This is a genomic window from Pseudohongiella nitratireducens (genome assembly GCF_001642735.1).
In the GTDB taxonomy this organism is placed as follows: Bacteria; Pseudomonadota; Gammaproteobacteria; order Pseudomonadales; family Pseudohongiellaceae; genus Pseudohongiella; species Pseudohongiella nitratireducens.
In genome coordinates, this window is the sequence record NZ_LWHM01000034.1 from 109,076 (window position 1) to 129,451 (window position 20,376).

16 protein-coding genes and 2 tRNA genes are annotated in these 20,376 nt (G+C 52.9%); 4 read left to right on the forward strand and 14 right to left on the reverse strand.

From position 1 onward, the window contains the following. Nucleotides 1-55 precede the first annotated feature (55 nt). Nucleotides 56-1,306 carry a PQQ-dependent sugar dehydrogenase gene (locus tag PSCS_RS14525; RefSeq protein ID WP_082866757.1) on the forward strand — a complete coding sequence of 417 codons (1,251 nt, stop codon included), beginning with the start codon at nt 56-58 and terminating at the stop codon, nt 1,304-1,306. Nucleotides 1,307-1,503: 197 nt separating this feature from the next. Then, on the forward strand, nt 1,504-2,070 hold the full coding sequence (locus tag PSCS_RS14530) for a hypothetical protein (protein ID WP_068812964.1): 567 nt from the start codon (nt 1,504-1,506) through the stop codon (nt 2,068-2,070). A gap of 24 nt (nt 2,071-2,094) precedes the next feature. Here the strand turns inward: PSCS_RS14530 and pepN are convergent, their stop codons facing one another. The 9 genes from pepN to PSCS_RS14575 form a co-directional block, all read right to left on the reverse strand. Continuing rightward, the gene (gene pepN, locus PSCS_RS14535; protein ID WP_068812967.1) at nt 2,095-4,842 is read right to left on the reverse strand and encodes an aminopeptidase N; all 2,748 of its coding nucleotides are present in this window, start codon (nt 4,840-4,842) and stop codon (nt 2,095-2,097) included. A gap of 2 nt (nt 4,843-4,844) precedes the next feature. Further along, the gene (locus PSCS_RS14540; protein ID WP_068812969.1) at nt 4,845-5,678 is read right to left on the reverse strand and encodes a DUF2797 domain-containing protein; all 834 of its coding nucleotides are present in this window, start codon (nt 5,676-5,678) and stop codon (nt 4,845-4,847) included. A 22-nt stretch (nt 5,679-5,700) separates the two neighbouring features. Then, nucleotides 5,701-5,973 (reverse strand): YeaC family protein, encoded by a 273-nt coding sequence (locus PSCS_RS14545; RefSeq protein WP_397387576.1) that lies wholly within the window; start codon nt 5,971-5,973, stop codon nt 5,701-5,703. 78 nt (nt 5,974-6,051) lie between these two features. Continuing rightward, complete coding sequence (locus PSCS_RS14550; RefSeq protein WP_068812973.1) at nt 6,052-6,885, reverse strand: rhomboid family intramembrane serine protease; 834 nt, start codon at nt 6,883-6,885, stop codon at nt 6,052-6,054. Next, nucleotides 6,878-7,768 (reverse strand): NAD(+) kinase, encoded by an 891-nt coding sequence (locus tag PSCS_RS14555; RefSeq protein WP_068812975.1) that lies wholly within the window; start codon nt 7,766-7,768, stop codon nt 6,878-6,880. The genes PSCS_RS14550 and PSCS_RS14555 overlap by 8 nt, the downstream gene beginning before the upstream one ends. Before the next feature lie 45 nt (nt 7,769-7,813). Continuing rightward, nucleotides 7,814-10,087, reverse strand: a complete 2,274-nt coding sequence (locus tag PSCS_RS14560) for a M12 family metallo-peptidase (protein ID WP_068812977.1) — start codon at nt 10,085-10,087, stop codon at nt 7,814-7,816. A 99-nt stretch (nt 10,088-10,186) separates the two neighbouring features. Continuing rightward, nucleotides 10,187-11,203, reverse strand: a complete 1,017-nt coding sequence (locus PSCS_RS14565) for a 1-aminocyclopropane-1-carboxylate deaminase/D-cysteine desulfhydrase (RefSeq protein WP_082866759.1) — start codon at nt 11,201-11,203, stop codon at nt 10,187-10,189. A gap of 132 nt (nt 11,204-11,335) precedes the next feature. Next, nucleotides 11,336-11,412: transfer RNA gene (locus PSCS_RS14570), tRNA-Asp, on the reverse strand. A gap of 68 nt (nt 11,413-11,480) precedes the next feature. Beyond that, a tRNA-Val gene (locus PSCS_RS14575) sits at nt 11,481-11,556 on the reverse strand. A gap of 250 nt (nt 11,557-11,806) precedes the next feature. Here PSCS_RS14575 and queD point away from each other — a divergent pair. Beyond that, complete coding sequence (gene queD / locus PSCS_RS14580) at nt 11,807-12,160, forward strand: 6-carboxytetrahydropterin synthase QueD (protein ID WP_068812979.1); 354 nt, start codon at nt 11,807-11,809, stop codon at nt 12,158-12,160. Between the two features lie 39 nt (nt 12,161-12,199). On the opposite strand, the gene PSCS_RS14585 is transcribed toward queD, so the two are convergent. The 4 genes from PSCS_RS14585 to prfB all read right to left on the reverse strand — a co-directional run bounded on the left by PSCS_RS14585 (nt 12,200) and on the right by prfB (nt 16,746). After that, the gene (locus PSCS_RS14585; protein WP_068813269.1) at nt 12,200-13,363 is read right to left on the reverse strand and encodes an NAD(P)/FAD-dependent oxidoreductase; all 1,164 of its coding nucleotides are present in this window, start codon (nt 13,361-13,363) and stop codon (nt 12,200-12,202) included. A gap of 43 nt (nt 13,364-13,406) precedes the next feature. Then, nucleotides 13,407-14,099, reverse strand: a complete 693-nt coding sequence (gene ung / locus PSCS_RS14590; RefSeq protein ID WP_068813271.1) for a uracil-DNA glycosylase — start codon at nt 14,097-14,099, stop codon at nt 13,407-13,409. 27 nt (nt 14,100-14,126) lie between these two features. After that, on the reverse strand, nt 14,127-15,647 hold the full coding sequence (gene lysS / locus PSCS_RS14595; protein ID WP_068812981.1) for a lysine--tRNA ligase: 1,521 nt from the start codon (nt 15,645-15,647) through the stop codon (nt 14,127-14,129). Between the two features lie 3 nt (nt 15,648-15,650). Further along, a protein-coding gene (gene prfB / locus PSCS_RS14600; RefSeq protein ID WP_106387131.1) for a peptide chain release factor 2 occupies nt 15,651-16,746 on the reverse strand; the annotation gives its coding sequence in 2 pieces (ribosomal slippage) (nt 15,651-16,673 and nt 16,675-16,746; 1,095 coding nt in all). 209 nt (nt 16,747-16,955) lie between these two features. Here prfB and mnmC point away from each other — a divergent pair. Next, entirely contained in the window at nt 16,956-19,010 is a 2,055-nt protein-coding gene (mnmC, locus tag PSCS_RS14605; protein WP_068812983.1) for a bifunctional tRNA (5-methylaminomethyl-2-thiouridine)(34)-methyltransferase MnmD/FAD-dependent 5-carboxymethylaminomethyl-2-thiouridine(34) oxidoreductase MnmC, read from the forward strand. On the opposite strand, the gene PSCS_RS14610 is transcribed toward mnmC, so the two are convergent. Next, nucleotides 19,007-20,347 (reverse strand): M18 family aminopeptidase, encoded by a 1,341-nt coding sequence (locus PSCS_RS14610; RefSeq protein ID WP_068812985.1) that lies wholly within the window; start codon nt 20,345-20,347, stop codon nt 19,007-19,009. The genes mnmC and PSCS_RS14610 overlap by 4 nt on opposite strands. Nucleotides 20,348-20,376 lie beyond the last annotated feature (29 nt).

Below are 20,376 nucleotides of genomic sequence, written 5' to 3' on the forward strand. Positions count from 1 at the left end.
ATTGGGCAGTCGATAAGACAGCCCCCGCTTAAACACGCTGATAAAGGAATACAGTATGAAGCGAATGAACACCCTCCAACATCGAAACAATCAGTTTATCGGCACGGCCAGTGCATTGGCGCTGTGTATTGGCATGAGCCAGGCCAGTGCCCAGGATGAGATCATTCGCGGCGACATTCCTGACATGCCCGAAATGCAGTGGGTACCGGAGCCTGAAGGCATTCAGGTTGAGCAGTTTGCCAGTGACCTGGAAGTGGTCTGGAATATCCGCTTTGCGCCTGATGAGCGCATGTGGGTAACCGAGCGACCCGGGCGCGTGAGAATCTTTGAACAGGATGGCAGCACCTCAGATACACCATGGCTATCGATCGAAGACATCACGTTTTTCCAGGGCGAAAGTGGCCTGACCGGTCAGGCCTTTCACCCGGATTATCCGGAAACACCCTGGGTGTATCTGATGTATACCTACCAGACCGAAGAGGGGCCACTAAACCGTATCAGCCGATTCCAGGATCTGGGTGATCGTGCCGGTGAGGAAGAAATACTGCTGGATGGCCTGGCAGCACAAGCCCGCGGAGGCAGTCATAGTGGCGGCACACTGGAATTCGGGCCGGATGGCAAACTCTATGCGGCAACCGGTGATGCCTTCGAAAGGCAGCGTTCAAACAACCTGGAAGACCCTAACGGCGCTGTATTACGCCTGAACCCTGATGGTAGCGTGCCAGCCGACAACCCCTGGCCCGGCAACCCGATCTGGGCTCACGGCATGCGTAACCCGCACGGCCTGAGCTGGCAGCCTGATACTGGCCTGCTGTTTGCTGGTGATCACGGTCCAACAGGCGAAGACCGTCTGATGGCACATGATCGCATTATTGTGCTGCAAGGCGGCGAGCACCACGGCTGGCCAGTCATGGTCGGTGCCATTGATTCACCTGAGTATGTGGATCCCATTCTTGCGTTTGCGCCCAACTCCTCACCTCCCGGTGACGTATTGTTCTATGACGCGGACCTGATGCCTCAGTTTCAGGGCGACCTTTTCGTCTCTGTGCTGGGCTTCCAGCCTCAGGATCGGCAAAACCTGATGCGGATCCGTTTTGAAGATGAAAGTCAGCCCACCAAGCCAACTGCCATTGAGCGATGGTTCAATGATGCCGAAGGCAACAGCGTTTACGGACGCCTGCGAGCACTGGCAGTAGGCCCTGATGGTGCACTCTATGTCGGTACCAGTAATCACGATGGCCGGCAAATGACACCAGCCAAGCGGGAGCAGCCAGACCAGATTCTGCGCATTACACCCGCCGATTAAACCTCCCCTTCACTGGCAGGTAGAGCAGCCTTTGCTCTGCTTTACCTGCCCTCACCTCCCTGCCCCTGATATCACTCACTACAGCCCAGATGTGTCTGCAGTCACACATTGCTTACATCAAGTCGTTAATACATTGACGCCTCCCCGGAAAAACTGATAAAAATTCCCACACGAATTTACCTTAACGGAGGTTAGCAATGAAAGCAGTTACATCATTATCCGTCCTGATCGCCAGCGCCGCGATAAGCTCAGCAGTCATGGCCGAGCCTGTTCCGAGCTACGACGAAAACAGCGGAGAGCTGTTTATACCCATGGTTGATGCCGCAGGTATGCCGGGGCATTTCCAGGATATTGGCCTGGAGCCTGCCGGGGATAACCAGTGGAAACTGACCAACATCAAGGAGGGTGTACTACTGGATGTGATTGAAAGTGTCGAAGTCGTCCAGACGTCAAACACACCCGCCCAGGTATTACTGCGGGTTGAGGGAACCTTCCCCACTGGATGCGGAGGTTTTGGCTATGTTCGGGAAAAGCTGGCCGAGAACCATTATGAAGTCCGGGCGTATTACCTGAATGATACCTGGCTGGAGAGCCCTGAAGTGGTCCTGTGCACACAGGCGACACGACCCTTTACCAAGTACCTGCCTCTGTCTGTTTACGGGCAGCCAGCCGGTGAATACACCTATACATTAAACGAAGAGTTCAGCGGCACCTTTACCCTGGAATCGGACAATGTCATGGCGGACAGTGCGCCAGCGCAGTAATGCCGCTGACGCACTACCCTGCTGTTATTTAAGGCTCTTGCTGACGACCTCATAGACATCGGGAGAAAGATCGCTCTGTTGGGCAATTCGCTGCAACTCAGCTTTCATCTTCTCCTGGCGGTCGGCATCATACTTACGCCACCGTGTCAGAGGCGTCAGCAAACGAGCGGCAATCTGCGGATTTAAACCATCGAGCACGATAATCTGATCAGCCAGGAAGGCATAGCCTTCACCACTGCGGTCATGAAAATGCAAGGCATTGTGCTGACAGAAAGCACCAATGACTGATCGCACCTTGTTCGGATTACGGATATCAAATGCCGAATGTGCCATCAGTGCTTTAACACGACTCAGCGCACCAGGACGGTCACTCAAAGCCTGAATCGAGAACCACTGATTAACCACCAGGGCTTCGTGTTGCCACTGCTCATAGAATGCACTCAGGGCTTTCTCACGTAACGGTTCGGCATAGTCGGACTGAGCATTGGTCAGTAATCGTAACGCCGCATCGCGATCTGTCATGTTTTCTGCCTGTTCAAACTGGGCATAACAGACTGACAGTGCTTCTGGTGTCTCGGCTCTTACCATCCAGGCCAGCGCCGTATTTTTCAAGGCACGCTGACCGATACCGGCCGCATCAGCCACATAAGGCGCGTCGCTGCGGCACAGCTCAAAGAGGCGTGAGAAAGCCGCTTTATGCGTTGCAGCCAAGTCGCTGGCAAGTCTCTCGCGAACCGCATGAATGCCGTCCACATCCACGACATCATAGAGTTCACTAAGATAGGCTTCACTGGGCAGTGCCAGTAACTTGGCCAGCATTGCCTGATCTGCAAATGCATCAGAGTCTTGTGCATTGTTTGCTCTGGCTTCGGCGTCCACAATCGCTGTGTTCAGTACATCGGCAAAAGCCTGGCTCAGAAGAGGGTCGGCACTGACACTGCTGCCGGACTGGTGAGCCTGCAACAACTCCTGGATAACATCCACTGCCAGCGACTGTGCCGCATTCCAGCGATTGAAACCATCACTGTCCTGAGTCATTAAAAAGACCAATTCGTCACGACTATAATCACACTGCAGTTTGACGGGAGCCGAGAAGCCACGTAATAACGAAGGTACTGGTGCTTCTGGCACATTTGCAAAGACAAACACCTGCTCAACTTCGGTGACATCCAGGACCCGCTCCTGCTGTGGATCGGATTCTCCCGTGTCTTTCGATTCACCCTGCAACTGGCACGCTATTTCCTGCCCTTGTGAATCCAGCAACGCCATTTTCAGCGGAATGTGCAGGGGCAGTTTTTCGGGCTGTCCGGGTGTGGCCGGACAGGTCTGTTTGACGCGCAGGTGATACTCCTGCTCCTCACTGTTATACCGCCCACTGACAGTCAGCACCGGCGTACCCGCCTGGCTGTACCAGCGGCGGAACAGGGTCAGATCTCGACCACTGGCTTCTTCCATCGCCACGACAAAATCTTCAGTGGTTACCGCCTGGCCATCATGGCGCTGGAAGTACAGATCAGACCCTTTACGGAAATTTTCCGCGCCTAACAGCTCATGAATCATGCGCACGACTTCTGCACCTTTTTCATAAATGGTCAGCGTATAGAAATTGGAAATCTCCATATAAGAATCAGGTCGCACAGGATGTGCCATTGGACCGGCATCTTCTGCAAACTGGTGCGTGCGCAGGAAACTGACATCTTCCACGCGTTTAACGGTGCGAGAGCCCATATCCGCAGAAAACTCGGAATCACGGAATACGGTAAAACCTTCTTTGAGGCTGAGCTGGAACCAGTCACGGCATGTGACCCGGTTACCGGACCAGTTATGGAAGTACTCGTGCGCAACAACGGCTTCGACGCGCTGAAAAGCGGTATCGGTTGTGGTTTGTGGGTTCGCCAGGACGCAGGAAGTATTGAAAATATTCAGGCCCTTGTTCTCCATGGCGCCCATATTGAAATCATCCACCGCCACGATCATGAAAATATCGAGATCATATTCGCGCCCGTAAACTTTCTCATCCCAGGCCATGGCATTTTTCAGGGACACCATGGCGTGATCACATTTGTCCAGGTCTTTGGCTTCGACAAAGATTCTCAGGTCAATCGTACGACCGCTCATGGTAGTGTATTGATCATCAATGGATTTCAGATCGCCGGCCACCAGGGCAAACAGGTAGCAGGGCTTGCGAAACGGATCCTCCCAGGTGACCCAGTGCTTGCCACCTTCAAATTCACCTCGTTCGATATCATTACCATTGGACAAAAGTACCGGGTACTTTGCTTTATCGGCTACGACCGTTGTTATGAACTCAGACATCACATCCGGGCGGTCCAGGTAGTAGGTAATCTTGCGGAAACCTTCTGCTTCGCACTGAGTACAGAACATGCCACTGGATTTATACAACCCTTCCAGGCTGGTATTCTCCTGGGGCTTGATCAGCGTCTCGCAACTGAGCAGGAATGCCCCGTCGTCATTATCACCCTGCAGTGCATCCAGTCCATGAATCGTCAGCGAATCGTCATCCACGCTATATTGATCGGGGGTCAGTTGCCGGCCATTCAGACTGAGCGTGACCAGCTCCATCTCCTGGCCATCAAGGCGCAACGTGTTTGCGGCATTGCCCAGCAATTCCGGGTTACGGCGCATGGTTAACTGAGAGATCACGCGTGTCTCTGATTCACCCAGTTCAAAACGTAACTCTGTGCGGTCTATCAGAAATTCCGGCACGCGGTAATCTTTTAAGTAAATCGTGCTTGCCTGTGCTTCTTTCATAATCAGTCTCTTGCCAGTTCCAGTTCATAACCGCCGAAACGGCGAATGTTAATCACTCCGGTATCAAACATCAGGTACTGTCCTTTGATACCTAACAATGTGCCTTCCACCACCGGATCTTTGTCAAAGTTAAACGAAGAAATCTTCTCCGGGTACCCGTGCACCGGGTACGTAATATCAGTCGGTTCGATTCCCTTGATCAGACTCAAGGCATGAAAGCCGTATTGTTCTGTCATCTCTTTGAGGTCTTCGGCACTGTTTTCCAACAGGGTATTCCGCTCATAAATCAAATCAACCGGCTGGTCTCCTTCGCGCAGCATATCGCGCCAGTTGGTTTTGTCGTTGACGAATTTCTTGAACATCACCTCCAGCACACCGCTTTGCAAGCGGCTGCGAACCCGGGCAATGGCCAGCGCCTGAATGGCGCCCTGGTCAATCCAGCGGGTCGGTATCTGGGTTGAGCGGGTAATGCCGACTTTCAACCCGGAAGAATTGGCCAGGTAAACAATATGATCCTGCATGCAGAACGCTTCACCCCAGGCCGGTTCCCGGCAGGTGCCCTGATCAAAGTGACAACGCTCCGGGTGAATAATGCAGCTGTCACACTGCGCCAGCGACTGAAAGCAGGGATAGCAGTATCCCTGGTTAAAGCTCTTGTTGCTGGCACGACCGCAGTGCACACAGAATATCCGCCCCAGGTAACGCAAGCGGACAGTGCCACCGATCAGCTCATTCATCCCGACCGATGACTCGCCTAACGGCATCTCATAACTGACAGGTGCAGTTAGACGGCTACGCATTTTTCTTGCGACGCCTGTAGCCAGTGTTTCCAACATTATCCCCTTAACATTTTCACAATCAGTGCTTGATGATATTCAATGGCACCGGTTCATCTGTCGCGACCGGATCATCACAATGCGTCTTCTGCTGACCACTGCGGTCAATGTAGCCGACACGCTGCTCTTCCGGCAAATTTGCGCGTTCATAAGCAATAATCGCCTGCAGGCAGTTCGCCCGCTGCTCATCGGTCAGCTTGCGGCCATCAGGCCATTTGCCCAATTCCACTGCCGTTTTCAGGTTCATATGCACTTCCGGATTCATCATCTCCAGAATATCCTGAATGGAATTGATTTCTTTTTCTGACGCTTTAGCCAGGTGATCTGGCTTATCTGAGTTATCTGACATAAACACTCCCTCTGTCTAATCCGCTTAACGGCGACCCAATGAGAACAGGCCTGCTGCCGCCATCCCGGCTACCAGGCCACCGGCATGCGCTGCGGTAGCAATAAACGAGGACGCCAGCACTTCCATGGCAATTAATGCGAAGATAAACAGGCCAATCATTGCCCTGGGTAATCGTAATGGACTGGCCGGGTTGAGCGTTTGCCAGATCCAGATAAAGCCGATCTGGCCATAGACGACACCGGACAGTCCGCCAAAATTATTTTGCCCACCACTCCACAGATACTGGGCGGCGTTACCCGCCAGAGCCAGCAAGAGCAGCAGTGGCAGGTACCGCTGCCATCCTAGGTGGGGTTCCATCATGCGGCCGAAAAACCATAGCCACAAGGTATTAAAAATCAAATGAATAGCACCAAAATGCAGTAATGCCGGCGCCAGCATCTGCAGCCATAGCATTGGCGACAGCCAGCTCATGCCACCGCGAATCACATCCGGAAACAGCCAGGCAGAGATCACAACCCGGTCGGTACCAAAGCCACTGGCCAGTGCCAGTAACACCGCTGCCAGAATGGTACAAACGGTGATCGGGGCTCGCCAGTATGCGGCCAGGAAGTTGTTGGCCAGGTCTTTGACCGGAATACCGGCAGTACCATTTGCAATCTGGCTGTCAGGCACTTCTATTCGTCCTTCCAGCCAGGCTTGATAACTGGCCTGAATAAGCTGGGCATCCGCTTCACTGCGCGTCCAGACCACCAGTTCGCCAGCGGCTTCGGTCACCTGATGCGGAATCGCCTGGCGACGCAGAATGGCCACCAGGGGCCGCAGATCTGTACCTTCGGCAACCTGTAATGCTTTAATCATTGTCTTTGACCAGCCGATTGCCCCAGCCCAGTTTACTGCGACAAGCCTCATAGTAATTGTAATCCAGTGGGTGGATCAGCCGCAGTGCGCCTGGCTTTTTACGAATAATGATCTGATCTCCCGGCTCTGTATAGAATTGCACCGCACCATCACAACTGACCAGCGGTAACACTGAGCGTTGTTTAACCACATTTACGCAAATTTCCAGATCAGCATCTATCACCAGTGGCCGGCTGCTTAGGGTATGCGGGTTCATTGGCACCAGCACCAGTGCATTCATATTCGGATGCATAATCGGTCCGCCCGCAGACAGTGAATAGGCGGTTGAGCCCGTAGGCGTTGCTACAATCAGCCCGTCAGACTGCTGGGAATTCACAAACTGCTGATCCACAAACAGCTCAAACTCAATCATTTGCGCGGCTGTGCCCGGATGCAGAACAACATCATTCAGGGCTGTCCCGCCGCTGAGCAATTCATTGTTACGCCGGACTGAGAATTCCAGCATAAAACGGTATTCGTCGCGAAATTGCCCATCGAGCACTTTTGACAGGGCTGTTTCGATTTCATCCGGGCGTATGTCGGTGAGAAAACCCAATCGCCCCCGATTAATGCCAAGTACCGGAACAGTATCATTGGCCAGTGCCCGGGCCGCGTTGAGCATACTGCCATCACCACCAACGACAATCACCAGGTCAACCTGAGCACCGAGTTCATCACGATGGCAATGTGGTTGATGAATTTCCGGCACCATGTCGGCGGTGCGGGACTCAAGCTTCACATCGAGTTCACGGGACAGAAGAAAATCAATGAGGCGGCGTAACGTGGTAACAACACCGGCATGATCCGGTCGTCCCACCAAGCCGATTTTTTGGAAACTGGACATGTTGTGATTTCGCCCGCAAGAGTGGAGTGCCAGTGCGCGAGTATATCAGGGCTGTCCCTCAATCTGCACCACTAGTGGCTCGACGGTATAAACCAGTTCACCAGTAGCAGGCAATTGGTAAGCGATATATAGCACCAGAGGGTGTCCGACCAACTCTGGCAACGGTTGGAAGTTGTCCAGTATATTGAGATATTCCACAGGCGATAGCTGCTCTTCCGGCCGGTAGGGAACAAGATCCCCGGCAGTACCATCCCAGCTGTGTATCTGCCCGTTATGTTCCAGTTGCAAATAACCCAGCCCTGCCGCACTCAGGTCAGCCAGAACATGGAACTGTCCCTGTTTACCCACATGCACCGGATCAATATAAAAACCAGCATTGATATCAAGCTGCTGGGTCGGCGTCACGGTGTAGGAGTAATCCAGGCTGCCGTCAACCATGGCAGCAAGTGAAATGTGAGCATTGCTGCTGTTACCCGTCATACTACCCACGGTTCGGGACGGCAATAATGGCATCCGGGTCGGCATGTAATCGGCAATCTGGAAACGTACCAGATTCAAGGTTCGCACAGCATCAGCGCCTGCTTGCAAGTCACGGTGATCAACACCGCAAGGCTGTCCCTGGCAGGATAACGCCGGACTGGAGAACAACGGTATACGCAGCGAGGCGTTGAAATCGGCCGGGTTGGCCATCACCGTAGCAAACCGTCCGTCAACACCATGCCCTGTGGCATAAGGGAAGGTGCCGCCCTCGCCGTTCTCGCGGCGCGAATGCGTTAACCCCATCAAATGCCCGAGTTCGTGGGCCAGTACCGAGCTAACGCCGCAATCTATACCGATCAGCGAATAAGCATAGGCCTTGTCATTAAAGGCAGTGAAATCGCCCAGGCTGCGATGGCCACCCAGGTTAGCCAATCCGCACAGCGGATTACCATTGCCGACCGGACGAAACATGGCGACCAGGTCTGCACCGTAACGCTGTCTAAGAGACGCCAGGTCGCGGAATTCAGGATGTGAACCTGCTGTCAGCTCATCGAGCTGCTGATGCATGTCCACGCCGGCGGAGGGGTAATCAGCTTCATGGTAATACACTGGCCGAAGGGTGATACCGATACCACTGTCCTGAAAGACCTGGTTACTGACGCTGATCAGCTGGTTAATTCGCGTGGTTACCTGTCGCCCATACAGACCAGCGGTATCGCTGGAATAGACCGCCATCAGATCAATGATGACATTGTCCAGCCGGTCCCTGTCCAGCTTCTCATCAAGAACCTGGTTAAACGGACTCAGTTGTGCGTCACGGTCACCATTTTCCTGTGTTGCCGCCACATCATGCACCACGTTTATCCAGGCATCATGGCGTAGCTCGTCAACGAACACGGTACTCCACAGCCGCATGGGTGATGTTTTGGGCGGTACCCGTACCTGGTAACGCAGCTCCGCCCGTTCTCCAGGAGCGACTGTTTCATTCAATTGGCAGGACAGGACCGGCTGGCCTTGTGAAAAACGTTGCTGGCAGGCCGGTGCAGACAGTAGCGCACTGTCTTCCAGGATGAAGTAAATATCAATAATGGGGCGTCTTAGAGTCAGTTGGCTGCTGTTCTCAACCTCAATCGTCACTTCCAGGTCCTGACTACGATCCAGAAATAATGCTGTCTCACTAAAGTGCTGGCTGATCGACAGACCAGAAGTCGCTGCCACGACATCACCGGTTCTGTCAGAGCGCGAGGGTTTTGGCGATTGCTGCAATGTCTGACGCGGCAACACATAATCCTGCAAAGAGCCGTGTCCAGACTGGGTTTGCGGCTCAAAGAAACGCCCCTGCATCATTTCACCGACGCGCTGGCCTTCAAACAGCCAGTGCCTGTCTGGTGTGACAATATCAGCAAAAGCAGCCTGGCTATTGATTGTCAGTACCAGTGAGAAAAGCCCGTCGTCGCTGTAGCCGCGGATAACCCGGTCACCATTGGGGTAAAAGCTGTCATGACGAATTCTGACAGCCACTGGCTGGTTACCCGGCAGGGTAAAGGTAAATAGCTGCCCCTGGCGTAAACTTTCGATATCACTGACAGGGAAATTGAACCGACTGCCTGCAGTTGATTCCTGTACACCCCTTGTCGTAGCAGAGGTAGCGCTGACAGGTGCCGTTTCCTGGGCCGCTGACACCTTGCTCACAGCGAATACGGACAACCAGGCACAGAACGCCAGCAGTACCATCGTTAATGATGATGAATGCAGTGCTGAACAAGGCAAAGCGCGCGCCTGAATGCGCGGCTCAGAGCCTTGCTGTCGTGGTTCAAAACACGGCTGATCGGCTGTCATAGGTTCAAGCCAGGTTCAAGAATCAGTGTCGGATCGACAGCTTACCTGTTTGTGGGAATTTTTACCACTTACTAACAAAGAAGACCATCAACACCGCCCTCATGCAATATCGGCTTCGTCTACACTGCGCCCCTGCAAACCACCCGTATGCAACGCCAGCAATCGAGTTCCGTGCGGATAGTAACCATCCTCAATACGCTGAAAAAGGGCTCGCATCATGCGGCCACTGTAGACCGGTTCAAGTGGTATGCCGTGCGTTTGCCAGAAGGAATAATTAAAGTGGCTGATTTCTGCCGAACGTTTCGCGTAGCCACCAAAATGCGCAGAGGCATCCAGGCACCAGTCGACACAATGTTTGACGCCCTGGCAGCGCAGCCAGTGCTCAATCTCAGCCTGCAATGACGTCATGCCTTTCAACACCACCATGCCTCTGACAGCAGGGACTTTCTCTCTCGTCTCGAATGCAGGGTGTCTGAATGACAGTGAAGGTGTACCTTGTTGCCTCGAAAGCAGACTGATGCCTGCCACCAGGCCTGCCAGCGTTGTTGCCGTTCCGCATGGCAGCACGACTTCATCATATCCGCCAGGCAACTGTGAAATCAGAAATGCCAGTTGCTGACAGCCTTCCACTCCTGCCAGGTTTGCTCCCCCCTCTGGAATCAGCCAGGCGGGACCATGTAACGACAACAGTTCCTGCTGCCACACCGGATCATGACGCTGGCGGTATTGCTGACGACTGGCCGGATACAGTTCCATGCCACAGGATTTGAGGAAAGACAGACAATGATTGCCATGGGCAGGTAATTCGCCACGAATAATGGCTTTGGTTTTCAGACCCAGGCGCTGCCCGGCTGCAGCCAAGGCATAGAGGTGGTTAGACCAGACACCACCAAAACTGATTAGCGTATCAAACCCCAGTTTCTGAGCAGTGAGCAAATTGCCGTAGAGCTTGAAGATCTTGTTACCACCCAGTGCAACATCGATCAAATCCAGACGAAGCAGGTGCAGCCTGACACCCCGCTTGCGCAGCAGATCGTCATGGATGGCAGTAATCCTGACAGACCCAGGGTTGCCGGCCAGCGTGAGAATGTCCTGGCTGATATCTGTCAGTGCCATCGGGAATCACTGTGTGAATGTCGTGAAACTATCATAGTGTGGCCGGCACAATTGGCAAAGACGAATGAGGCAGGCGTACAGAAATATCAGACATAAAAAAAGCCGTTGATAAACAACGGCTTTTCAAAATAATGGCGGACCGGACGGGACTCGAACCCGCGACCTCCGGCGTGACAGGCCGGCATTCTAACCAGCTGAACTACCGGTCCGCATACCGCAATACTGCGAATGAACCCAGACTTTGTCACTAAACTTGCGTTAACAACGCAAGGAAGTCTGGTGGGTGGTGAGGGATTTGAACCCCCGACATTCGCCTTGTAAGGGCGACGCTCTACCAACTGAGCTAACCACCCGCTGTATTGAGTGACGCGCATTTTACCGACTTGAGCAGACTTGTCAAATGAAATTTACAAAAATGTCGCTTTGTTTTTTAATTTACTGAGAGTACTATGTGCGCCCTTGAATTCAGCCAGATTTTGCAGTAAAGGCAGGGTAATCTGTCTACGCAATACCTGGCACTGTCAACGAAAGTGGAGGCAGAATTTTCATCATCGCACTTTCATGACACAGTCGACTGTCTCAACCGATTAACCACGGGTTACCATGGAAATTTTTAAAGAATTTAGTTTTGAAGCGGCACATCGTTTACCCAATGTGCCAGAAGATCACAAATGTGCCCGCCTGCACGGACACTCTTTTCAGATACGCCTGAGTGTATCCGGACCCGTTGGCGAGGTATCCGGCTGGGTGATGGACTTCGGTGACATCAAACAGGCCTTCAAGCCCATCCTGAACCAGCTGGATCATTATTATCTGAATGATATTGAAGGGCTGGAAAACCCGACCAGTGAAAACATCGCACGCTGGATCTGGGACAAACTCAAGCCGACACTGCCCGAACTTAGCGAAATCCAGATTCGCGAAACCTGCACCAGCGGTTGTGTCTATCGAGGCTGACACTCAAGATGCCACTAACCTGTCACTAAATCTGTGACACTAGGCCAGGCTGTTTTTTATTGCCATAAAATCTTTGGGGCGGTTGATGCAATCGGCTGCAATTAATCGGCCTTGATGGTAGTACCTGACAACGAATCCGTCTTTGTTCTCAGGACTGACCTCGCCATCCGTTTCCACCTGGTCATAGCCTTCGCAAAGACCCGCTGACTGAAGCTTGATGTCAAACTGATCCGACCAGAACCAGGGAGTAGCAGTGTATTGCTGCTGTTCGCCACACATATTGATTGCCGCCACACGTGACTGGTCATTGGCATTCTGCACAGACTCAAGGCGAATACTGCGTTGATACAATGCACTGGGGTGTGAACTGCAGTCCCCTGCCGCGTAGATATCGGTCATGCTGGTCTGCGCATAAGCATCAACGGCAATACCATTATCGAGACGCAGGCCGGCCTGCTCTGCCAGTCCGGTTTCCGGCACCACGCCGATACCCACGATAACCATATCAGCAGCAAAGACCTTATCATCCGCCGTTACGACTTCGCTGACCGAACCCTCGCCATTGATAGCGGTAACTTCACAATGGGTGACCACCTCAACACCATGATGCTCATGCAGTGCTTTAAAATAAGCAGACATCTGCTCACCGGTGACACGCTGTAACAGCCGGGATTCTCGCTCCAGGACTGTCACCTGCTTGCCAGCTTTGGCGAGCACTGCAGCGGCCTCCAGGCCGATATACCCGCCACCGACAACGACGACTCGTGAAATACCATCCAGCTCTGCCTTGATGGCCAGCACATCATCCAGGGTGCGTAAATAATGTACGCCACCCAGACCATCACCCAGGGGCAACTTGACAGGCCGGGCACCGGTACAAAGTGCCAGCTTGTCGTAACTTAACTCACTGCCATCACTCAACGTGACGAGGTGATTGTCGGGATCAATCGCCTTAACTTGTGTGCCCAATTTCAGGGTCACTGACTGCTTCTCGTACATGGCTTCCGGGCGCAACAGGATCTGCTCAGCCGTTTTATCGCCGGACATCACAGCTTTTGACAGCGGGGGGCGGTGATATGGCAGGTTATTCTCTGCGCCAATGAGAACGATCTCTCCTTCCCAGCCACACTTACGCAAATGCAGCGCCAATTGCGACCCCGCATGACTGGCTCCGATGACGATAGCGCGTCCGCTTTGACTCATGATGTACTCCAGTATCACGACATGACTGACGTCAGCATCGCGTTCAGTCAATTGCCCAGTTTATTTCTGTCTGGCCGGTTTGACGCAGATAAGCATTACAGCGTGAAAACGGCTGACTGCCAAAAAAGCCACGGTGTGCAGACAGAGGCGAAGGATGTGGTGAGCGAATAACAAAATGTTTATCGGTATCAATGACGCTGCCTTTTTTCTGGGCATAGCTGCCCCAGAGGATAAAAACCAGGTTCTCGCGCTGCTCGTTGAGGGTGGCTATCACTTTGTCTGTAAAAGTCTCCCAGCCTTTACCCTGATGTGAATTGGCTTGCCCTGCCCTGACGGTAAGCACCGCGTTGAGCAGCAACACGCCTTGATCAGCCCAATTGCGAAGATCACCATGCGTGGGCACAGGGGCGCTCAGATCAGAAGCCAGCTCTTTGTAGATGTTTTGCAGGGACGGTGGAATCTTCACACCCTTGCGAACCGAAAAACACAGCCCTTGCGCCTGATCTGGCCCGTGATAAGGATCCTGACCAATGATGACCACACGCGTTCGATCAAACGGTGTGGTATCAAGCGCAGCGAATATTTCGGAACCAGGCGGGTAGATCGTTTGCCCCGCCTGTTTCTCAGCCAGCAGAAACTCACGCAATCGCAGCATGTATTGCTGATCAAACTCCGATTGCAATACGGCTTTCCAGGACTCATCCAGTTGAATGCTCCGTGTCGCCGTATCACTCATGCCGAACCCCATCAATAACAGGAAAGTTTAAACTGCTGTCGGGCGCATATGCGGAAACAGCAACACATCCTTAATGGAAGCCGAGTCGGTAAAAAGCATGATCAGACGATCAATACCAATGCCCTCACCGGCCGTTGGCGGCATACCGTATTCCAGTGCATTGATGTAATCGGCATCGTAATGCATGGCTTCATCATCGCCGGCATCTTTCTGTTCGACCTGCTCCCTGAACCGAGCGGCCTGATCTTCCGCATCGTTGAGCTCCGAGAAACCGTTAGCCAGTTCTCGTCCGCCAATAATCAGTTCAAACCGGTCCGTTACCTCCGGATTATCGTCACTGCGACGAGCCAAAGGCGAAACCTCGGTAGGGTATTCTGTGATGAATGTCGGTTGCAGCAGATGATGCTCAACCTTCTCATCAAAAATTTCCATCAGAATGCGGCCACTGCCCCAGCCATCATCAACCTTGATACCAAATTTTTCAGCAGCAGATTTCAGTGAGTCACGATCCGCCAGGTCCGCCTCACTGACTTCATCGCAATGCTTCAGCACGGCATCGCGTACCGAAAGCCGGTTAAAGGGTTGGGCAAAATCGATTTCCAGTCCCTGGTACGTTACGACACTATTACCCAGAACCTGTTCAGCAATATGCCGCATCATATCTTCGGTAAAATTCATCAAGTCATGATAATCCGCATAGGCCTGATAGAACTCAACCATAGTGAATTCCGGATTATGACGGGTCGACAGACCTTCGTTGCGGAAATTGCGGTTGATTTCGAAGACCTTCTCAAAGCCTCCGACCACCAGACGCTTCAGGTAAAGCTCAGGTGCAATACGCAGATACATGGTCTGATCCAGCGCATTATGATGCGTGATAAACGGCTTGGCCGTCGCACCACCGGGGATGACCTGCATCATGGGTGTTTCCACTTCCATAAACTGATGCTGTTCGAAATACTGACGCATACAGGCGATGATCTGCGAGCGCAGCTTAAATGTGCGGCGCGACTCTTCATTGGCAATCAGGTCTACGTAACGCTGACGATAGCGCAACTCGGTATCAGAGAGCCCTTTCCATTTGTCCGGCAGTGGGCGCAGTGCTTTGGTCAGTAACTGCAGCTCTTCCACATTGACCGTCAACTCGCCTTTACCAGTGCGGAACATAACCCCACTTACGCCAACGATATCACCCAGGTCCAGCGACTTAATTTCAGCCATCATTTCCGCAGGCAACGCTTTGTGATTCACATACAGTTGAATTTGATCACTGCTGTCCTGAATCACAGAAAAAGGGCCGCGTTGACGAATCAGGCGCCCGGCCACTTTCACCGGATGCCCCTGTAACTCAAGCTCTTCACGAGAATGCTCGGCAAACTTGGCATGCAGGTCAGCAGCCAGCGAATCGCGTCTAAACGCATTCGGGAAAGCGTTGCGTTTTTCTCGAATGGCTGCCAGTTTTTCACGACGCTGAGCGATCAGCTTGTTATCTTCAGCTGCGCTGGCAGCGGCGTTGTCGACTGATTGATTTTCCTGGTTCGAGCTCATTGCTTACAATCCCATTTTCAAACTGGCTTCGATAAATTTGTCCAGATCACCGTTGAGCACAGCACCTGTGTTGGTATTTTCGACATTGGTACGCAGATCCTTGATGCGCGACTGATCCAGCACATAGGAACGAATCTGACTACCCCAGCCAATGTCTGACTTTTCTGCTTCCACCGCCTGTGCCTCTTCGCGGCGTTTCATTTCCTCCATCTCGTACAGCTTGGCTTTTAGCTGCTTGATCGCACGGTCTTTGTTCTTGTGCTGGGAACGCTCGTTCTGGCACTGCACCACAATACCACTGGGGATGTGTGTCAGACGGATCGCGGAATCCGTGGTATTAACGTGCTGGCCACCGGCGCCGCTGGAACGGTAAGTATCGACTCGAACATCCGACATATCCAGCTCGATCTCAATATCATCATCAATTTCCGGAGAAACGAATACAGAGGAAAACGACGTATGACGACGGTTGCCGGAATCAAAGGGTGATTTTCTCACCAGGCGGTGAACGCCGGTTTCAGTACGCAGCCAGCCAAAGGCGTATTCGCCACTGAAATGAATCGTGGCACTTTTAATACCAGCCACCTCACCCGCGGAGACCTCCATGATCTCCACGCCAAAGCCTTTGTCTTCGCCCCAGCGCATATACATGCGCATCAGGATCTCTGCCCAGTCCTGGGCCTCGGTACCGCCTGACCCAGCCTGTATATCAAGAAAGGCATTGCTTTCATCCATCTTGCCGGAAAACATACGACGGAATTCAAGCGCTTCCAGATCGGTTTCCAGCTTGTTCAGCTCTGAAATGACTTCGCCCAGCAGTTCTTCGTCACTCTCTTCCTGAGCCAGGTCAAGCAGTTCACGGCTGTCATCCAGTCCGCTGTACATCCGGTCGATGGTGCCGACCACCCGCTCCAGGCTGGAGCGTTCACGCCCCAGTTCCTGAGCATAATCCGGTTTCTCCCAGACGGACGCTTCACCCAGTTCCAGCTCCACTTCCGTCAAACGATCCTTTTTCAGATCGTAGTCAAAGATACCCCCTAAGCGTATCAGTACGCTCGCTGAAGTCCTTTATCTTTTGAAGTAACGGATTAATTTCCATTCGGCACCTGTTAAATTTGTTGCATTCAAAGTAAGGGCGGCATTTTACACCAGCAGACGACTTATTTCACTGACCTGGACTTATTCGTTGCGGCTGACACAAACCTCAGGGTAAGCGGCATTATGCTAGAATGACTGATTACCTGACCCACTGTACGATCCGGCCTTGGCCTGATCCTGTTAACCCGACTCAACGACACCACTTGTGACATGTCCAGCCCTTCCAATAAGCAGCCTCAAAAAGCACATCCAGAGAGACAGATTAAACCGGCAGTCATTGAATGGCAGCCTGACGGATCACCTTATTCTCCGGTGTTTGACGACGTCTATTTTTCCCGTGCCGGCGGTCTGGCCGAAACAGAGCATGTCTTTCTGCAGGCCAATAATCTGCTGCAACGGTGGCGAGACAAAGACCAGGCACTGGCTGATAAGGAGGGGAAGAACGGCACTTTTCTTCTATGTGAACTGGGTTTTGGCACGGGCCTTAACTTCCTGGCCTGCTGGAAACGTTGGCAACAGGCACAATGCAAGCACCTCAGGCTGCATTATGTCAGTTGTGAAAAACACCCGTTAACGCTGACAGACCTGACCCGTGCACTGTCTCAATGGCCAGAACTGGCACATTGGCGTGACCAGTTACTGGCACAATACCATGACCATACCGCAGGCTGTCACCGCCTGGTGTTTGGCAATGTCACCCTGGATCTTTATTTCGGTGATGCCTTAACGCAATTACGCAGCCACCCTGCCCGCATGCCAGTCGATTGCTGGTTTCTGGACGGGTTCACGCCACCCCACAATCCGGAGCTGTGGCAGGATGATCTGCTCGAGCTGATTGCCAGCCGGGCTGCGCCTGGCACAACAGTCAGTAGCTATAGCGTTACCGGTCGTGTTGTTCGCGCCTTGAAGAGTTATGGTTTCAGTGTCGAGAAGCCACCCGGTTTTGGCCACAAACGACAAATGCTCAAAGCCAGCCTGAGCGCAGAGCCAAGTGAACAGGTCGCTGCCAATGCCAAACCGCAGACAAGCACAAACAAGCCGCGACCCCGCGCTGTCGTCGTTGGCGCAGGCCTGGCGGGTGCGACAACCGCTTATGCACTGGCTAAGCGTGGTTATGCGATCACTGTCATTGACGCGGCCCAGGAAGTGGCATCCGGCGCTTCCGGCAACCCGACGGCTGTTGTGCAGTTACGACTCAACCGGCAGCAGGATGCTCTCTGGCAGTTTCACTTGCACTGCTACCTGTTTGCACAGCGCTTTTATCATCAGCTGGATCTTGCTTCTGAGCAGCAAATTCAATGGTCACCCTGCGGTGTACTGACTCTCAATAGTGCTTACGCCAAAACGCGTCGCCGCTTTGAACCCGGTGAGTTCGACCATTATCCGAACCATGCGCTGGCTGAACTGACAGCAGAACAGTCTGCGCAGGAAACGGGCTTTGATCTGACAGAAGCCGGGCTGTACCTGCCAGAGGGAGGCACCATCAACCCTAAGGCGACCACTGAATTTTGCCTGAGCCACCCCGCTATTACGGTACAACTGAGCAGCCGAGTCGACTCGCTACACTATGAGCACGATCAGTGGCATTTGCTTGATGAGACAAACCAGAGCCTGGTTACGGCTGACATCGTCATACTGGCAAACAGTTTCGGTATTCAGGGGCTCGATGTCAGCGAACGCTTCCCTGTCAACCCGCTACGCGGTCAGGTCAGTCTGATACCAGCCACCGAAATCAGTCAGACACAGCACGCTGTCATCTGTGGTGAGCGTTATCTGACTCCGGCAAACAACGGCTTTCACTGCGTCGGTGCCAGTTATGTCAAAGGCGCCAGCGATGACGCCATCTCAGCACAAGAGCACAAAGAAAACCGGGAGAAGCTGGGCATTGTCGGTGAGGTATTGGCTCTGTCTGAGGAAACGCCAACCCAAGGTCGCGCCAGTTTTCGTGGCAGCTCAGGTGATTACCTGCCGCTGGCCGGGGCTATTCCAGATCCGCTGACACCAAGTCGACAATATGGCGGCACCCGTCATCTGCAATCCAGCGCCAGTGACAACAGTGTTGTCAGCAGATTACCAGGGCTTTATATCAATGCCGGACACGGTTCTCATGGCAGCGTTTCCTGTCCTTTGCTGGCAGAATACCTCGCGTCAATCATTGCTGGCGAACCCAGTCCCCTGAGTCTGGAACTGGCTGGCATTGTTGATCCCTGGCGATTTGACCAGCGGGAACAAAAACGTTTGCGCAAGCAAAATAAAGCCGGTTAAGGCGTATCCGAGGTAAAGAAGTCGCACAGCGCTGCAGCCAGATAGGCCGCATCCTGACTGCCTGCTGTCTCACGAATGGAATGCATACCCCAGGTGGGTACGCCGATATCGATGGTTTCCACGCCAATGCCGGATGCTGTAATCGGACCAATGGTGCTGCCACAGCCCATATCGCTGCGCACCACAAAGGATTGATAAGGAACTTTGACGCGCTGACAGATATTCACAAATCGCGCAGTGGATTGACTGTTACTGGCATAACGCTGATTGGCATTAATTTTTATCACTGGCCCCTGATTCAACAGCGGACCATGGCCAGCGTCGTGCTTATCGGCAAAATTGGGGTGTAACCCGTGTGCGTTATCAATGGATAAAAACAGTGAGCGCCGGATCATGCGCTCAACAGCTTCTGATTGCTGATTGATCTCGGCATGCGAAAAGCGTGCGGCAATGCGTGATAGCACTGACTGCAGAAACGGCCCCTGCGCACCACAGGCTGAAGCACTGCCCACCTCTTCATGGTCATTGCAAACCATCAGCGAGAACTGCCCTTTTTCCTGTTGCGCGGCATGCCGTATGGCATCCGTGCACAAAAAACAGCTTAGCAGGTTATCCAGCCGTGCAGATGTAATAAATTCATTATTGATCCCCACCATCGCCGGGGGTTGGGTATCGTATAAAAACAACTCATGTGCAAGCAGTTCGGAAAAATCGTCAACACCAAGCTGTTCACTCAACGCATCCGCTACCAGTGAGTCCAGCGTCGGCGTTGTCGCCTCCCCCTGATTCAGGGCAAAAACCGGCGGCAACTGTGTCTGCGGGTTAATCGTACGATTCGTATTGGCATCGCGATCAAGATGTATCGCCAGACTGGGCACCATGGCAATGGCACGTTGCCAATCCAGTAAGGCTGAAGCCAGTTCGCCATTTTTGCGTTTAAAGGCAACACGACCGGCAAGCGACAGATCACGGTCAAACCATGGTGCCAGTAAGGCACCACCATAGACCTCCACCGCAAATTGCGTGGCTGCCTTATGCGGTTTTATGGCATTCGGCTTTAACTTCAGGCAAGGACTGTCAGTGTGCGCACCTGCCATGGCTATACCGGTTTCAGCCGGATCTGCGCGACCGGTGGTGAAGGCAATGATGGATGATTCATTGCGCGTCACGACATAGGCTTTATCCGGTTGCAGCTGCCAGACATCTTCTTCTTGAAGTAATTCAAAACCTGCAGCTTTCAGCATTGTGAGCATAGTCGCTGTGGCATGAAACGGCGAAGGAGACTGTTGCAAAAACGGCAACAGCTCCTTATTGATGGCAGATGCGTTCACTGACATGGATTCCTTAACTGATATCGGTTATCGAA

Coding starts and splice junctions, on each gene's coding strand:
- PSCS_RS14525 (WP_082866757.1), top strand. CDS start 56: ATGAAGCGAATGAACACCCTCCAACATCGAAACAATCAGTTTATCGGC.
- PSCS_RS14530 (WP_068812964.1), top strand. CDS start 1,504: ATGAAAGCAGTTACATCATTATCCGTCCTGATCGCCAGCGCCGCGATA.
- pepN (WP_068812967.1), bottom strand. CDS start 4,842: ATGAAAGAAGCACAGGCAAGCACGATTTACTTAAAAGATTACCGCGTG.
- PSCS_RS14540 (WP_068812969.1), bottom strand. CDS start 5,678: ATGTTGGAAACACTGGCTACAGGCGTCGCAAGAAAAATGCGTAGCCGT.
- PSCS_RS14550 (WP_068812973.1), bottom strand. CDS start 6,885: ATGATTAAAGCATTACAGGTTGCCGAAGGTACAGATCTGCGGCCCCTG.
- PSCS_RS14555 (WP_068812975.1), bottom strand. CDS start 7,768: ATGTCCAGTTTCCAAAAAATCGGCTTGGTGGGACGACCGGATCATGCC.
- PSCS_RS14560 (WP_068812977.1), bottom strand. CDS start 10,087: ATGACAGCCGATCAGCCGTGTTTTGAACCACGACAGCAAGGCTCTGAG.
- PSCS_RS14565 (WP_082866759.1), bottom strand. CDS start 11,203: ATGGCACTGACAGATATCAGCCAGGACATTCTCACGCTGGCCGGCAAC.
- queD (WP_068812979.1), top strand. CDS start 11,807: ATGGAAATTTTTAAAGAATTTAGTTTTGAAGCGGCACATCGTTTACCC.
- PSCS_RS14585 (WP_068813269.1), bottom strand. CDS start 13,363: ATGAGTCAAAGCGGACGCGCTATCGTCATCGGAGCCAGTCATGCGGGG.
- ung (WP_068813271.1), bottom strand. CDS start 14,099: ATGAGTGATACGGCGACACGGAGCATTCAACTGGATGAGTCCTGGAAA.
- lysS (WP_068812981.1), bottom strand. CDS start 15,647: ATGAGCTCGAACCAGGAAAATCAATCAGTCGACAACGCCGCTGCCAGC.
- mnmC (WP_068812983.1), top strand. CDS start 16,956: ATGTCCAGCCCTTCCAATAAGCAGCCTCAAAAAGCACATCCAGAGAGA.
- PSCS_RS14610 (WP_068812985.1), bottom strand. CDS start 20,347: ATGTCAGTGAACGCATCTGCCATCAATAAGGAGCTGTTGCCGTTTTTG.